The sequence below is a fragment of the Streptomyces sp. P5F9 genome (genome assembly GCF_057961495.1).
Genome location: NZ_JBXVPZ010000066.1, coordinates 16,027 through 30,884, shown reverse-complemented (window position 1 = coordinate 30,884; position 14,858 = coordinate 16,027). Strand labels below are relative to the sequence as shown.

Sequence of the window (14,858 nt, the reverse complement as noted above, 5' to 3'; positions counted from 1 at the left end):
CGATCACGCTCACACACAGCGACTGCGACCAGCGGCCCGGGCCGCTGGTCGCAGTCGCTGTGTGTGAGCGTGATCGAAGTGCCATGCGCCGAGGATCGGACATTCCGCGACTTCGTGATGATCTTGGTCAATTCCCGGGGACGACCGCCCAGTTGTGGATAACTCCATCACCCGAACGAGCGCCACCCGCCCAAGGCACCGTCCCGGCAAACCCCGTCACCGAGGCGAAACCACAGCCCCCAACAACCCGGGCCCGGTATGCGCCCCGATCACCGCCCCGACCTCACTCACATGCAGATCGGCCAGTCCCGGCACCCGCGCCCGCAACCGATCCGCGAGCGCCGACGCCCGCTCAGGCGCGGAGAGATGGTGAACGGCGATGTCGACCTGCGCACTGCCCGCCCGGTCCGCCGCGAGCTCCTCAAGCCGGGCGATCGCCTTCGACGCCGTCCGTACCTTCTCCAGGAGTTCGATGCGTCCGCCCTCCAGCTGAAGCAGCGGCTTCACGGCGAGGGCGGAGCCCAACAGGGCCTGCGCCGCGCCGATACGGCCGCCGCGGCGCAGATAGTCGAGGGTGTCGACGTAGAAGTAGGCGGAGGTGCCGGCGGCCCGCTTCTCCGCGGCCGTGACCGCCTCGTCCACCGTGCCGCCCGCCTCCGCCGCCTCGGCCGCTGCGAGGGCGCAGAAGCCGAGCGCCATCGCGACCATCCCGGTGTCCACGACCCGCACCGGCACCGGTGCCTCACGCGCGGCGACGACCGCCGCGTCGTAGGTGCCCGAGAGTTCGGCGGAGAGGTGGAGGGAGACGATGCCGGTGGCACCGGACTCGGCGACCTTGCGATAGGTCTCCGCGAAGAGCTGCGGGCTGGGGCGCGAGGTGGTGACCGGGCGGCGCTTCTGCAGGGCCTGGGCCAGGGAGCGGGTGGAGATCTCGGTGCCTTCTTCGAACGCCCGGTCTCCGAGGACCACGGTCAGCGGTACCGCTGTGATGCCGTGGCGCTCCATCGTCAGCGGCGGCAGGTAGGCCGTTGAATCGGTGACGATCGCGACATGGCGGGACATGAGCTGGAGGTTACCTGCCGTAGCGGCCGGGCGGCAGCCCGACCCCTTTCACCTGGGCCGGAACCGGCCGGATCACCACACTTCGCACACGCACACCGTGCCGCGCGATCAAGTCGTGCTCTCGGGGCGGGCTTTCTTCTGCCAGGGGTAAGGGGGACGCCGTCCTGGCGGGGTGATGGCGGACGGGGCAGGTTCCTCGGCGGCGGGACGGGAGCGCGGGGGTTCCGGCCAGGTCTGCCGGCCCGTCATGGCGTCGGCGGGCGGGGCGTCCGGCCACGGCGGTGTCGTGTGCTCCGCCTTCGTCCAGTGGCGGAGGGCACCGGCCTCCATGTCTATCTGGGCGCTCAGCGTGTCCAGGTCGTCCTCCGCGAAGCGGCCGGCGCGGTCGCGGGCCGCCCAGCGCAGCGAGTCCGCCGACTTCGTGATGCGCTCGGTGCGCTCACGCAGGGCGGGCAGCCGCTCGGCGAGTGTCCTGCGGTCCGGCTCGGACTCCAGGCGCCTGAGCTCGCCGTCGAGTTCACGGCCGTGGGCACTGAGCCGCTGGAAGAGGCCCAGGGACTCCTTGAGCGACTCGTCCTCGGGCACGCCCGCGTGCAGCGCGTCCTGGGTCGCGCGCATCGATGTGCGCAGCGCCAGCCGGAGTTGGGCCACCTGTCCCTGGGGGCCGGGCTGGGCGAAGGACTTGGCGCGCAGGGTGTGGTCCTCGACCGAGCGCCGGGCCTGCGCGACCGTGCGGTCGACGCCGCGCTTGGCCGCGCCGATCGCCTTGACCGCCGCGTAGCCGCCCACGACCACGAACAGCAGGAAGAGAAGGGCGAAGACTGTGATCACGGCTTCCAACGCTCCTCCACCGGCTCCGGGCGGCACACACCGCGCCGCTCTTCAACGGTAAACGCTACGGGCAGGTCCGGAGTTCCACAGGAACCCTGGACCTGCCCGTAGGGGACTACCCCGAGGCAGCCGCCCCGACCCCGCGAAGAACTACACCGAGGCCCTCGCCCCGACCCCGGCGAAGGGCTGCGCAGAACTACGCCGGAACGATGTTGACCAGCTTCGGCGCCCGCACGATGACCTTGCGGATGCCCGCGCCCTCCAGAGCGGCGACGACCTTCTCGTCGGCCAGCGCGACCTTCTCCAGCTCGGCGTCGGAGATCGTCGGGGAGACCTCCAGCCGGGCCTTGACCTTGCCCTTGATCTGCACGACGCAGGTCACGCTCTCGTCCACGACGTACGCCGGGTCGGCGACCGGGAAGTCCTGGTGGACGACCGTGTCGGTGTGGCCCAGCTTGCGCCACAGCTCCTCGGCGACGTGCGGGGCCAGCGGCGCGATCAGCAGCACCAGCGACTCGGCGACGGAACGCGGCACCGCGCCGCCCGCCTTCGTCAGCTGGTTGTTCAGCTCGGTGATCTTGGCGATGGCCGTGTTGAAGCGCAGCCCCTGCAGGTCCTGCCGGACGCCGTCGATCGCCTTGTGCAGGGCACGCAGCGTGTCCTCGTCGGGCTCGGTGTCGACGACGGTGACCTCGCCGGTCGTCTCGTCGACGACGTTGCGCCACAGCCGCTGCAGCAGCCGGTACTGGCCCACTACCGCGCGCGTGTCCCACGGCCGGGACACGTCCAGCGGGCCCATGGCCATCTCGTACAGGCGCAGGGTGTCGGCGCCGTACTCGTCGCAGATCTCGTCCGGAGTGACCGCGTTCTTCAGGGACTTGCCCATCTTGCCCAGCAGTCGGGAGACCTTCTCGTCCTGGTAGTAGTAGGCGCCGTCGCGCTCCTCCACCTCGGCGGCCGGCACCGGGAAGCCGCGGCTGTCCCGGTAGACGTAGGCCTGGATCATGCCCTGGTTGAACAGCTTGTGGAACGGCTCCGGGGACGAGATGTGCCCCAGGTCGAACAGCACCTTGGACCAGAAGCGCGCGTACAGCAGGTGCAGTACGGCGTGCTCGGCGCCGCCGACGTACAGGTCGACGCCGCCGTGCGGCATGCCCGCGCGGGGGCCCATCCAGTACTGCTCGATGGCCGGGTCGACCAGCTTCTGGTCGTTGTGCGGGTCCAGGTAGCGCAGTTCGTACCAGCAGGAACCGGCCCAGTTCGGCATAGTGTTGGTCTCGCGGCGGTACTTCTGGGGGCCGCGGCCGTCGCCCAGGTCCAGGGTGACGGCGACCCAGTCCTCGTTGCGCGACAGGGGCGTCTCCGGGGACGTGTTCGCGTCGTCCGGGTCGAAGGTGCGCGGCGAGTAGTCCTCGACCTCCGGCAGCTCCAGGGGCAGCATCGACTCGGGCAGCGAGTGCGCGATGCCGTCCTCGTCGTAGACGATCGGGAAGGGCTCGCCCCAGTAGCGCTGACGGCTGAACAGCCAGTCGCGCAGGCGGAAGTTGACGGTGCCCTCGCCGATGCCCTTGCGGGCCAGCCACTCCGTGATGCGGGCCTTGGCCTCGGCGACGGGCAGGCCGTCCAGGGAGATGTCGTCGTTCGAGGAGTTGATGATCTTCGCGTCGTAGGACCCGAAGGCGTTCTCCCAGGTGGACGTGTCGGTGCCGCGGCCGTCGGTGGGCTCGACGATGCAGGTGATCGGCAGCTCGAAGGCGCGCGCGAAGTCGAAGTCGCGCTGGTCGCCCGCGGGGACGGCCATGATCGCGCCGGTGCCGTAGCCCATCAGTACGTAGTCGGCGATGAAGACGGGGATCCGGTCGCCGTTGACCGGGTTGGTGGCGAACGCGCCGGTGAAGACGCCGGTCTTGTCCTTGGCCTCGGCCTGCCGCTCCACGTCGGACTTGGTGCCGGCCTGCGCGCGGTACGCGGCGACGGCCTCCCCCGGGGTGGCGTGCGAGCCGGTCCACACGTCGTGGGTGCCCTCGGGCCAGGTGGCCGGGGTGAACTTGTCGACCAGCGGGTGTTCGGGCGCCAGCACCATGTAGGTCGCGCCGAACAGGGTGTCGGGGCGGGTGGTGAAGACGGTGATGTTCTCCCCGTCGACGGGGAAGTCGACGCGGGCGCCCTCGGAGCGGCCGATCCAATTGCGCTGCTGCAGCTTGATGGCCTCGGGCCAGTCCAGCTCCTCCAGGTCCGCCAGCAGCCGGTCGGCGTAGGCGGTAATGCGCATGTTCCACTGGCGCAGCTTGGCCTTGAAGACGGGGAAGTTGCCGCGCTCGGAGCGGCCGTCGGCGGTGACCTCCTCGTTGGCCAGCACTGTGCCCAGGCCGGGGCACCAGTTGACGGGCGCGTCGGAGGCGTACGCCAGGCGGAACTCGCCCAGGACGTCGGCGCGTTCGGTGGCGCTCAGCTCGGGCCACGCGCGCGCGTGCCCCGGTACGGCACGCTCACCGGTCTCGAACTGGGCGATCAGCTCGGCGATCGGGCGGGCCTTGCCGGCCTCGTCGTCGTACCAGGAGTTGAAGATCTGCAGGAAGATCCACTGGGTCCACCTGTAGTACTCGGGGTCGATCGTGGCGAACGACCGGCGCTTGTCGTGGCCCAGGCCCAGCGCGCGCAGCTGGGACTTCATGTTGGTGATGGCGGCCAGGGTGGTGACCCTGGGGTGCTCGCCCGTCTGGACGGCGTGCTGCTCGGCCGGCAGGCCGAAGGCGTCGAAGCCCAGGGTGTGCAGCACGTTGTGGCCGGTCATCCGCTGGAACCGGGCGAACACATCGGTGGCGATGTAGCCCAGGGGGTGGCCGACATGCAGGCCCGCACCGGAGGGGTACGGGAACATGTCCATGATGAACTTCTTGGGGCGGGCGGCCAGTTCGGGGTCGCCGGCCAGGTCACCGGTCGGGTTCGGCGCCTCATAGGTGCCCTCGGCATCCCAGAAGTCCTGCCAGCGTGCCTCGATGTCCGCGGCCATCGCGGCCGTGTAGCGGTGCGGGGCGACCACCTCGGCGGCGGCAGCGGGGTTCGTCTCGCTCATGATCCTCAAAGCTCCATCGATCGTCTCTGCCAGCGGCTGCGACATTCAGGCTGTGACATTCACCATGTGACATCCAGCAAATGAAAAATCCCCTCGCACAGGAGGGGACGCCGCGCTGATTCCGACCTCACCGTTCACCGGTGGTCGGGACTGATCAGCGCGGCTCGCTAAGCAGAAGGCGTACGGCACGCATGGCGTCAGAGTACCGCAGCCCTTGAGCACAACGCGACGCGCTTCCGTATCACCCTTGGCACCCTGTCCACACCGGCGTGGACTGACTCCCGTTCAAGGATTACCTTCGCGTACCACCCACTACGGGACATCACAGCAAGCGCATTGTCGTTTGATAACAACGCAATAACTCAAACCTCGTACCCACCGGTATGGAGCCACTTAGAGTTCGGCAGCGGGACCGCTTTCCCGATACTGCTCGGAGTTGCCCCCATGAACGCTCGTCGTAGTACCAGTTCGCTCCCCAAGCCGGGCCGCTCGGCCTATGGCGTGGTGAGCCTCGTCGTCCTGATCTTCATACCCGTGTTCGTGCTGGCCGGAGGCAGCCAGGTACAGGACTTCCTCAACTTCGGTGCGGGCGTTCTCTCGCTCGTCTCCCTCTCCTGCTCGGTGATCTGGGGGCTGGTCGCCCAGGACCGGGTCATCCTCAACATCCGCCAGCGGATCGTGGCGCAGGGCATCCACCGGGTGACCGCCGTCGGCTCGATCGCGTTCCTCGTGGTGCACATCACGGTCAAGCTGGCGCTCGACCACACCATCCTGATCGCCGCGCTGATCCCCTTCAGCCTCGGTGTAAAGGGCAGCGCCGGGCTCATCGGCCTCGGCTCCCTGGGCGGCCTGCTCATGATCTTCGTGGGCATCACCGGCGCCCTGCGCAACCAGTTCGCGTCCCCCGCGCCGGTCGCCGCCCGCTGGCGCGCGATGCACATGCTGGCCTACCCGGCCTGGTGCGCGGCACTGATCCACGGCCTGTTCGCGGGCCGCGCGGCGAAGCCCTTCTTCATGATCTCGTACGAGCTGTGCCTGGTCGGGGTCGCCGCTGCGCTCGCCCTGCGCTCGGCGCCGCGCCCGTTCAAGCGGAGGTTCGCCGACAAGGTCGCCAGGCTCCTGGGCAACGAGGAGCGGCCGGGCCTGGACGAACTGGACGCGAGCCGGGGCCGCGTGGGCGAGTCCACGCTGCCGGGCTTCGAGAGCCGGCGCCCGGCCGAGGGCCGACGGGCCGAGCGGCAGCCCTCGTTCACCGAGACCGGGTCGATGCCGCGCGTGGACCCCGCCGGCGCCTACGAGACGAGGTCCATGACCCCGGAGGCCGACACGAACAGCTTCGCGGCCGCCTACCGCACCGCCTCGCCGGAGTCCACCGGTCAGATGCCGTTCGTCACCGACCAGACCTCGCGCATGAACGTGCCGATGGACATGCAGAGCACGCAGGCGGTCCCGCGCGCGGACAGCGGCGGCAGCACCTCCGGGAGCTGGCCGGTCCCGTCGCCGCCGCCTGTCGGGGAGGCGCCCCCGTCGGCCTACGACCCGCTCCAGGACACCGGGTACAACATCCCTACGTACAACAACAATTCGGGCGCGGGCGGCTACGGGGAGGGATACGTGTACCCCACCGGTGAGTCGAACGGCACCTCCGGTACGTACAACCCCAATGACACGTACAACAGCGGTCCCGCCACTGATCAAACACCCAACGCGTCGTACGACTTCGACGCGCAGGGTGGCTCGGGCGAACCTTGGAACACGCCTTCCGGAGGCTATAGGTGAACGAGGCCCTGCCCGACGTCCCAGAAGTCCGCGTGGTCGGGCTTCCTCAGCTCACATCGGGCTTCGACCTTGTCGAGAGACTCGACCTGCCCATGCACCTGAAGGTGCACGGGCCGCTCGAACCGATGGGCGGGGAGCAGCTCGCGAAGCTCTCCGAGGCCATCAACCTGAAGGGCCGCGGCGGCGCGGGCTTCCCCTTCCACAAGAAGCTGCGCTCGGTCGCCGAAGCGGCGATCAAACGCGGCGTACGACCGGTCGTCGTCGTCAACGGCAGCGAGGACGAGCCGGCCTGCCGCAAGGACACGGTGCTCATCAACCGCGCCCCGCACCTCATCCTGGACGGCGCGCTGCTGGTCGCCGAGGCCCTGGGTGCCCGCACGCTCGTGGTGGGGGTCACCCGTGAGTCGACGCAGCGCTCCATGGAGGCCGCGCTCTCGGAGCGCGGCCTGAGCAACACCCGCCGTTCGGCACTGAAGGCGTTCGTCCAGCGCAACCCGGTCCGCATGGTCACCGGCGCCGCCGCGTCGCTGATCCGCTCGATCGACGGCGGCCCGGCCATCCCGCCCGGCCGCAAGGTCAGCGCCTCCCAGAACGGCGTCGGTGGCGCCCCGACCCTGCTGTCGAACGCCGAGACGTTCGCCCAACTCGCCATCGCCGCCCGCATCGGCCCCGAGCGCTACGGCAACACCGGCCTCTACGACGAGCCCGGCACCGTCATGCTCACGGTCTCCGGAGCGGTCGCCCGCCCCATGGTGATCGAGGTCCCCACAGGTGTGCCGCTGCGCTACGTCCTGCAGCTGGCCGGCGCCCCGCCGGTCCCCCAGGGTGTGCTGACGGGCGGTTACCACGGCAAGTGGATCGACGCGGCGACGGTCAACGAGGCGATCGTCTCCCGCAACTCCCTGGACGCGGTGGGCGGTGCGCTCGGCGCGGGCGCCATCATGCCGATCACCCAGGAGACCTGCCCCCTGGGCGAGTCGCTGCGCGTGGCCCAGTGGCTGGCCGACGAGAGCGCGGGACAGTGCGGTCCCTGCTACCTCGGTCTGCCCGCCGCCGCACGCGGCATGGAGGACATCCTCAACGGCGGCGGCCCGGCCGCCCTGGAGGCGCTCAAGCAGGTCGCCAAGGCCGTGAAGCGGCGCGGCGCGTGCTCGCACCCGGACGGCTCCGCGATGTTCCTGGAGTCGACCATCAAGGCGTTCACGGACGACCTCGCCGCCCACGTCCTCGGAAACGGCTGCGGAAGGCCCGTGGAGGGCGTTCTGCCGCTCTTCGAGGGCGGCCAGCTCCCCGCGGGCATCACGAGCGGCGCGGAGCCCGAGGACAACGGTCCCAGCCGTCAGAAGATCTACGTCGACTGGACGCTGTGCCGGGGCCATGGCCTGTGCGCGGACATCCTCCCCGAGGTCTTCGAACTCGGCGCCGACGGCTTCCCCACCGTCGCGCAGGCCCAGGTGCCGCGGTACGCGGAGGCGAAGGCGCTCCGCGCGGTGCGCCGTTGCCCGGCGCTCGCCCTGCGCCTGGAGGAGGAGACCGCGCGGGACAAGGGCCCGTCCCGCAACCTGCCGGTCCTGTCCCAGGGCCGCGGCCGGCGGGCCCTGGGCCGCTGAGCACACGAACAGCGGGCCGCCTTCTTAAGAAGAGGGCGGCCCGCTGTTCCGTGAACGGCGCCAACTCCCCCTGAACACACCGAAGGCGGGTCATCCCATCGGATGACCCGCCTTCGACTTCTGTGGAGCTAAGGAGAATTGAACTCCTGACCTCCTGCATGCCATGCAGGCGCTCTACCAACTGAGCTATAGCCCCGCGCGGTGTGCTACCGGGTCTCCCCGGCCGCGACGCAAACATTACCGGTGGACCCTCTGGACCACCAAATCGTTTCCGTCCCCGTCACCGTGACCGTGATCGCCGGGACCTCCTCGCGGGGTCCCGGCCGGGGTCAAGCGGTGACGAAGGAATAGAACCGTTTCAACGTGCAGTGCTCTTCCAGGAGTCGACCGTAGATCGGCTCGCCCTCAAGTTCGCGGTACGTCTCGATCGGATCGCCTTTTATGATCAGCGCCCGCGCGCACTCCTCGCACCAGTACTGGTAGTCGGGATTCACCGGTTCCATGTCACGGACGATCGGCGTCCCACTGCCGCACCAGTCGCACTTTCGCCTGTGTGCACCCATCGATCAGCTCCAGCTGTGGCCGCAGGCCGTGCACACGTAGGAAACTCCGCCGTTGTCACCAAGGACTTGGGCCACGTGGGCGGAACCGCAGGAAGGGCAGCTCAGGCGGGTGATCGTATCCCGTATCAACGCCGCATCGAAGAGGTGGTCGACCTCCTCGATGATGCTCGCAGGCATCGCTACTCCCTCCCGTCGGGCCGCGCCCCCTTCCGGCCGTTTGATTCTGCCACGGCCGGACCAATACGGTCAGCGACGCCTCAGTACCAGTCCGGACACGGCACCCACCGCGGCCGTCCCCGCCAGCGCGAACATGCACGCCAAAAGCGCCTCCGCAGAGGTATACGCCCCCGGGGCCCCAAGTGACTCAAGCCGGTTCAAGAACAGTGTGCCGAAAACCGCGACCCCGATCAGCTGACCCAGCTGCGCGACCGTGGACAGCAGACCGCTGGCGTCCGCCGCGTCCTCGGGCCGCACGGTGGCCAGGGCCCGGGTCAGCGTCGGACTGAAGGCGAGCGCGAGCCCGGCCCCCACGCCGACGTACGCCACGTACAGTACGGCCCCGCCGCGGCCGCCGCCTTCGAACGCCAGCCCGACTCCCGCCACGGCCGGGATCGTGATCACGAAACCGAGCGGGGTCAGCGCCCGCTGCCAGGCCGCCGGCCACCTTCGCCAGGTCAGGCCGACCGCCCCGAAGACGAGCGCGGTCGGCGCGAAGGTGAGACCGGCGCGCAGCGCGCTGAAGCCGAGGCTCCCCTGGACGTGCAGGGTGAGCGCGAACAGGAAACCGGCGTTGACGGCCATCACGGCCAGGATCCGGAAGACGGCGAGACCCATGCCCGGGTGACGCAGCACACGCGGGGCGATCAGCGGGGCTCCCCCGCGCCGGGCGAGCCGGGACTCGTAGACGCAGAACGACGCGAAGAGGACCGCCGCCGCGATCAGCGACAGCCACGACCAGAGCGGCCAGCCCTCCTCCTGCCCCAGCACCAGCGGCACCGTCAGCAGCGAGACCGCCGAGGCGAGCAGCACCAGCCCCGGCACGTCGAAGGCCCGCGCGCGCTCCGGCGCCCCAGCGTCCCTCGGCAGCACGCGCCTGCCGAGGAACAGGAGTACGACGCCCACGGGCACGTTGACGAGGAACACCGGCCGCCAGCTCGTGCCGAACAGATCGGCGCTGACGAGGACACCGCCCAGAATCTGCCCGGCCGCGGCGCCGACGGCGATGACCGCCGAGTAGACGCCGAGCGCCCGCATCCGGGCCTCGCCGACGAAGTGCCGCTGGATCAGGCTGAGCACCTGAGGGATCATCAGCGCCGAGCCCGAACCCTGGACCAGGCGGAAGACGATCAGCTCGGTCGAGCCCTGGGCCAGACCGCAGGCGAGCGACGCGGCGGTGAAGAGGGCGAGCCCGGCCAGATGGACCCGGGCGTGACCGAGCCGGTCGCCGAACCGGGCGCCGGTGATCAGCAGCACCGAGTACGTGATGGTGTAACCGGCGATCACGAGCTGCAAGTCGGCGCCGGAGGCGTGGAGTTCGGTGCCGATGGTGGGGGCGGCGACGTTCACGATGAACACGTCGAGCAGCGCCATGAACAAGGCCGCGAGCAGCACCGCGAGCATCGGCCCGCGGCGATTGTCAGTGCCAGGGTCTTTACTGGTGGCAGGAGTTGGAACGGGTGCGGAATCCGGTTCCGTACGGGGTGTTGTCGTCATGCCGTCGAGCGTGGGGGCGCTCCGGTACGGGTGCCGAGAGCCCGCTGATGCTGGTACCGGCAGCACCTGGCAGGGACCAAGTCGGGCGCCGAACATGGGGGATGTGACGACGGAGATGGGGACGACACAGCGCCGCCGGCCCGAGCTGGCCGCGTTTCTGCGCAGCAGGCGTGCCAGGGTGACACCGCACGACGTCGGCATGCCGCCGGGCTTCCGACGGCGCACGCCGGGACTGCGCCGCGAGGAGGTCGCCCAGCTCTCCGGAGTGGGCGTCACCTGGTACACGTGGCTCGAACAGGGGCGCCCGATCAACGCCTCCGCGCAGGTCCTGGACGCCGTGGCCCGCACGCTCCGGCTCGACGCGCCGGAGCGGGAGCATCTGTACCACCTGGCCGAGGTGCCGTACGCGCATCCTCCGGAGGCGACCGTGCAGTCGGTGGGGCCTGAGATCCAGGGCATCCTCGACGCCCTGGAGCCGCGCCCGGCGGTGGTCTACAACTCGCGGTACGACATCCTCGCCACCAACTCCCCCTACCGGACGGTGTTCTGGCTGGAGCCGCTGTCGCCGGGCCCGATGCCGAACGCGCTGTGGAAGCTGTTCACGGTGCCGGAGGAGGAGTGCCCGCTGCTGTACCGGGAGACGGAGCTGCCGGTGATGGTGGCGACGCTGCGCTCGGCCTACGGGGTGCATACCGGCGAGCCCGCCTGGGAGGAGTTCATACGCGGGCTGTCGGCGGCGAGTCCGCTCTTCGCGCGGCTGTGGAGGAGCGGGGACGTTGCGGAGCCGGGGCGGCGCGTGAAGACGTTCCGGCACGCGGAGGTGGGCGAGATGCGGATGACGTCGGTGTCGTTGTCGGTCAACGGCATGCCGGAGTGCCGGATCGTGGTCTACACCCCGGCCGACGAGGAGACTCGGCTCCGCGCGCAGGCGCTGACAGCGACGAAAAGATCCCACCCCTGAAAGGGATGGGATCTCATCGATTCGATCGTGGACGACTCTCGATCCTTGACAACTCAAGAGTGTCGATCTGTGGAGCTAAGGAGAATTGAACTCCTGACCTCCTGCATGCCATGCAGGCGCTCTACCAACTGAGCTATAGCCCCGCGTGTTCTTCCCGCTCGGCGGGCGAACAAGAAGAACTTTAGCCTGCGACCTGCCGGAAAGTGAAATCCGGGGTCGGGGCCCTGGAGGGCCGCTCAGTCGTCGTCGCCGAGCACCGGTTCCGGCAGCGTGCCGGCGTTGTGTTCCAGCAGGCGCCAGCCGCGGGCGCCCTCGCCGAGCACGGACCAGCAGCAGTTGGAGAGGCCGCCGAGACTCTCCCAGTGCTGGGACTCCAGACCGAGGAGACGCCCGATGGTGGTGCGGATCGTGCCGCCGTGGCTGACCACCACGAGGGTGCCGTCCTCGGGCAGCTTCTCGGCGTGCCGCAGCACGACGGGGGCGGCCCGGTCGGCGACCTCGGTCTCCAGCTCGCCGCCGCCGCGGCGCACCGGCTCCCCGCGCTTCCACGCGGCGTACTCCTCGCCGTGGCGGGCGATGATCTCCTTGTGTGTCAGCCCCTGCCAGACGCCCGCGTAGGTCTCCCGCAGGCCCTCGTCGTGGGTGACGTCGAGGTCGGTGAGGGCGGCCAGCTCGGCGGCCGTGTTCGCCGCCCGCTTCAGGTCGGAGGCGACGATCGCGTCCGGCTTGAGGGAGGCCAGCAGCCGGGCGGCCCGGCGGGCCTGGCCGATGCCCGTCTCGGTGAGCTCGACGTCCGTGGTGCCCTGGAAGCGGCGCTCCACGTTCCACGCGGTCTGGCCGTGCCGCCACAGGATGACGCGTCGGCCCCGGCCCGCCTTGCGGCCGTCCGCGCCGGCGCTCACCGGACCTCCCCGAACTCGGAGGCGTCCTCCTCGGCCTGCAGCTTGGCGTGCTCGGCAGCCTTGCCGCGGGTGGCCTTGGCCTCGGCGGGGAGGTCCAGCTCGGGGCAGTCCTTCCACAGCCGCTCCAAGGCGTAGAAGACGCGCTCCTCGCTGTGCTGGACGTGGACGACGATGTCGACGTAGTCGAGCAGGATCCAGCGGGCGTCGCGGTCGCCCTCGCGGCGCACCGGCTTGGCGCCGAGTTCCTTGTTGAGCCGCTCCTCGATCTCGTCGACGATCGACTTGACCTGACGGTCGTTGGGAGCGGAGGCCAGCAGGAAGGCATCCGTGATCGACAGCACATCGCTGACGTCGTAGGCGATGATGTCGTGCGCGAGCTTGTCGGCGGCCGCCTGGGCGGCGGCGGAGATGAGCTCGATGGAGCGGTCAGTGGCGGTCACTACGCGGCTTTCGGTCGGCGGTCAACAGACCTCAAGGGTCTCACGGACCGCGGACGGCACCCCACGTGAATGACGGATCATGCCCCGGACGCCGGTCGGGACACCGGCTCCGGCCTCCGGGGCATGCTCTCCGTCACCCAGCCACTACGCCGCCGTCACGATGACGACGACGGCTTGTAGTCCGCTCCGAGGACCACCGAGACATCCGCGTTCGCGGCGACTGTGCCCTTGGTCACGGTGCTGGTGGGCAGGCCCAGGGTCTTGGCGACCTCGGTGGCGTTCTCCTTGTCGGCCGCGTCGGAGTACGTGATCTTGGACTTCGCCGAGGTCCCGGACGCCGTGCCGGCCTCCAGGAAGGTGAAGCCGCCGTTGAGGAGGACGACGCGGGCCTTCTCGGTGTCGTCCTTGACGCCGGTGGCGTTCTGGACGGCGACCCGGACCGCCGAACCCTCGTCGGGGCTCTTCGCGGTGCCGCCCAGGATGTCCTTGACGACGCTGGCCGAGGCCTGCGCGGTCAGGGTGCCGTCGTTCTGGACGGGCAGCAGGGCCGTCTTGTAGTCGCCGCTCTTGGCGAGGTCGGCGAGCTTGGCGAGGAAGGTGCCCAGGTCCTTGTCGGTGAGGGGCGGGTCCAGGATCTGGGCCAGGGTCTGCACGGTGGTGGTCGCCGCCGTCGGGTCGGAGGTCAGCTGGCGCAGCACGCCCTGCATGACCTGGCCGAACCGCTCCAGCTGGGCGTTCTGGGCCTCGCCGGAGGCGCGGTAGGTGGCGTAGGCGACGGCCATCTTGCCGCTGAGGGTCTGGTCCTTGCCCTTGTGGACGAGGGGCGCGGCGTTCTTCTTCGTCGCGTCCGGGTCGGGCACGTCGGCGTTGGTGTCGAGGTCGATGTTGCCGACGAGGTCGACCAGGTTCTGCAGGTAGGGGGTGTCCAGCCGCCAGGTGCCCTCGATGTCGGTGCCGAGGACCGTGTTGAGCTGGTCGACGGTGCCGGAGGTGCCGTCGTCGTCGACCGACTTGGCCAGCGTCGTCGTGTTGCCGTCGTCGTCCGTGAGGGCGAGGGAGTTGGGCAGCAGCACGGTGGTGCCCTGCTTCAGGGTGGTGTTGTCGACGAGCAGCACCGAAGAGGTGCCGCCCTTCGAGGTGTTGTGCAGGTGGACGACGATCACGTCGCGGTTTTGGGCGCCCGCGGCCGTCGTGGTGCCGGACTTCGAGGATGACGAGGACACTCCGGGGAGCTTTCCGGCGTACCAGAGGTAGCCGACACCGCCGGACGCGACCAGCGCGAGGACCACGACGAGGGCGACCATGCGACCGCGGGCGCGGCGCTTGGCCTCCTCGCGGCGCTCGGTGCGGTTCTCGGTGAAGTTCAGCCAGTCGATGACGTCCTCGGAGTCGTCGGTCGGCTCCTCCACGAAGGCGAACTGCTCGGTGCGGTAGTCCCGTTCACCCGCCTCCGGGGCCTTCGGGGCTTCCGTGTCCTCGGCCGGGCCGCCCTGCTGCGGGATGTAGGCGGTCTGCTCGGCGACCCGGGGCTGCTGCCCGCTGGTCCCGGTCTGCCCGTAGGGGTCGTAGGCCCTCGTCGTCCCGGTGGCGTACGGGTCGTAGCCGGACCGGGGCGCCTGCCGGCCCGTGTCGTAAGGGGCGGCGGGCTGTTGAGAACCGGCGTCGTAGGACGACGGGGTCTGCGGCTGGGTACCCGTGTCGTACGGGGGCTGCTGCTGGGTGCCGGTCGCGTACGGGTCGTACGCGTAGCCCTGTTGTTGCTGCTGCCCGTACGGGTCGTACGGCTGCTGCTGCGGGGGCTGTTGGGTCTGCTGGGCCGGGACCTGACGGTAGACAGGCTGGTTGTACTCGTCGTAGCCGACGAGTTCGTACTGGTCGCCGCCGTACCCGGCGTCGTATCGGTCGTTCACCGGTGCCCCTC

At 69.9% G+C, this 14,858-nt stretch carries 12 protein-coding genes and 2 tRNA genes; 3 read left to right on the top strand and 11 right to left on the bottom strand.

Annotated elements, in window-relative coordinates; all coding sequences use genetic code 11:
* Positions 1-216: 216 nt before the first annotated feature.
* The 3 genes from AC31A1_RS14145 to leuS form a co-directional block, all read right to left on the bottom strand.
* Positions 217-1,062, bottom strand: a complete 846-nt coding sequence (locus tag AC31A1_RS14145; RefSeq protein ID WP_489653631.1) for a DegV family protein — start codon at positions 1,060-1,062, stop codon at positions 217-219.
* 108 nt (positions 1,063-1,170) lie between these two features.
* Complete coding sequence (locus tag AC31A1_RS14140) at positions 1,171-1,902, bottom strand: hypothetical protein (RefSeq protein WP_489653630.1); 732 nt, start codon at positions 1,900-1,902, stop codon at positions 1,171-1,173.
* 187 nt (positions 1,903-2,089) lie between these two features.
* Positions 2,090-4,969 carry a leucine--tRNA ligase gene (leuS, locus tag AC31A1_RS14135; RefSeq protein WP_489653629.1) on the bottom strand — a complete coding sequence of 960 codons (2,880 nt, stop codon included), beginning with the start codon at positions 4,967-4,969 and terminating at the stop codon, positions 2,090-2,092.
* A gap of 444 nt (positions 4,970-5,413) precedes the next feature.
* Here leuS and AC31A1_RS14130 point away from each other — a divergent pair, with 444 nt between their 5' ends.
* Together AC31A1_RS14130 and AC31A1_RS14125 are read left to right on the top strand one after the other, a co-directional pair.
* Positions 5,414-6,748: a cytochrome b/b6 domain-containing protein gene (locus AC31A1_RS14130; protein WP_489653628.1), complete on the top strand. Its 1,335-nt coding sequence runs from the start codon at positions 5,414-5,416 to the stop codon at positions 6,746-6,748.
* Positions 6,745-8,358 carry an NADH-quinone oxidoreductase subunit NuoF family protein gene (locus AC31A1_RS14125; RefSeq protein ID WP_033285928.1) on the top strand — a complete coding sequence of 538 codons (1,614 nt, stop codon included), beginning with the start codon at positions 6,745-6,747 and terminating at the stop codon, positions 8,356-8,358. Before AC31A1_RS14130 ends, AC31A1_RS14125 begins: the two co-directional genes overlap by 4 nt.
* Positions 8,359-8,481: 123 nt before the next feature.
* Here the strand turns inward: AC31A1_RS14125 and AC31A1_RS14120 are convergent.
* From AC31A1_RS14120 to AC31A1_RS14105, 4 genes are all read right to left on the bottom strand, one after another.
* Positions 8,482-8,554, bottom strand: a tRNA-Ala gene (locus AC31A1_RS14120).
* Between the two features lie 133 nt (positions 8,555-8,687).
* The gene (locus AC31A1_RS14115) at positions 8,688-8,921 is read right to left on the bottom strand and encodes a hypothetical protein (RefSeq protein WP_003976229.1); all 234 of its coding nucleotides are present in this window, start codon (positions 8,919-8,921) and stop codon (positions 8,688-8,690) included.
* A gap of 3 nt (positions 8,922-8,924) precedes the next feature.
* Positions 8,925-9,098 carry a hypothetical protein gene (locus AC31A1_RS14110; protein WP_019063265.1) on the bottom strand — a complete coding sequence of 58 codons (174 nt, stop codon included), beginning with the start codon at positions 9,096-9,098 and terminating at the stop codon, positions 8,925-8,927.
* A gap of 69 nt (positions 9,099-9,167) precedes the next feature.
* The gene (locus AC31A1_RS14105; RefSeq protein ID WP_489653627.1) at positions 9,168-10,541 is read right to left on the bottom strand and encodes an MFS transporter; all 1,374 of its coding nucleotides are present in this window, start codon (positions 10,539-10,541) and stop codon (positions 9,168-9,170) included.
* 187 nt (positions 10,542-10,728) lie between these two features.
* Here AC31A1_RS14105 and AC31A1_RS14100 point away from each other — a divergent pair, with 187 nt between their 5' ends.
* Positions 10,729-11,595 (top strand): helix-turn-helix transcriptional regulator, encoded by an 867-nt coding sequence (locus AC31A1_RS14100; RefSeq protein WP_489653626.1) that lies wholly within the window; start codon positions 10,729-10,731, stop codon positions 11,593-11,595.
* 70 nt (positions 11,596-11,665) lie between these two features.
* Here AC31A1_RS14100 and AC31A1_RS14095 read toward each other — a convergent pair.
* The 4 genes from AC31A1_RS14095 to AC31A1_RS14080 form a co-directional block, all read right to left on the bottom strand.
* A tRNA-Ala gene (locus tag AC31A1_RS14095) sits at positions 11,666-11,738 on the bottom strand.
* 93 nt (positions 11,739-11,831) lie between these two features.
* Positions 11,832-12,497, bottom strand: a complete 666-nt coding sequence (locus AC31A1_RS14090; protein WP_489653625.1) for a histidine phosphatase family protein — start codon at positions 12,495-12,497, stop codon at positions 11,832-11,834.
* Positions 12,494-12,937 carry a ribosome silencing factor gene (gene rsfS / locus AC31A1_RS14085; protein ID WP_266768610.1) on the bottom strand — a complete coding sequence of 148 codons (444 nt, stop codon included), beginning with the start codon at positions 12,935-12,937 and terminating at the stop codon, positions 12,494-12,496. Before rsfS ends, AC31A1_RS14090 begins: the two co-directional genes overlap by 4 nt.
* A gap of 155 nt (positions 12,938-13,092) precedes the next feature.
* Positions 13,093-14,847 (bottom strand): LCP family protein, encoded by a 1,755-nt coding sequence (locus AC31A1_RS14080; protein WP_489653624.1) that lies wholly within the window; start codon positions 14,845-14,847, stop codon positions 13,093-13,095.
* Positions 14,848-14,858: the final 11 nt, after the last annotated feature.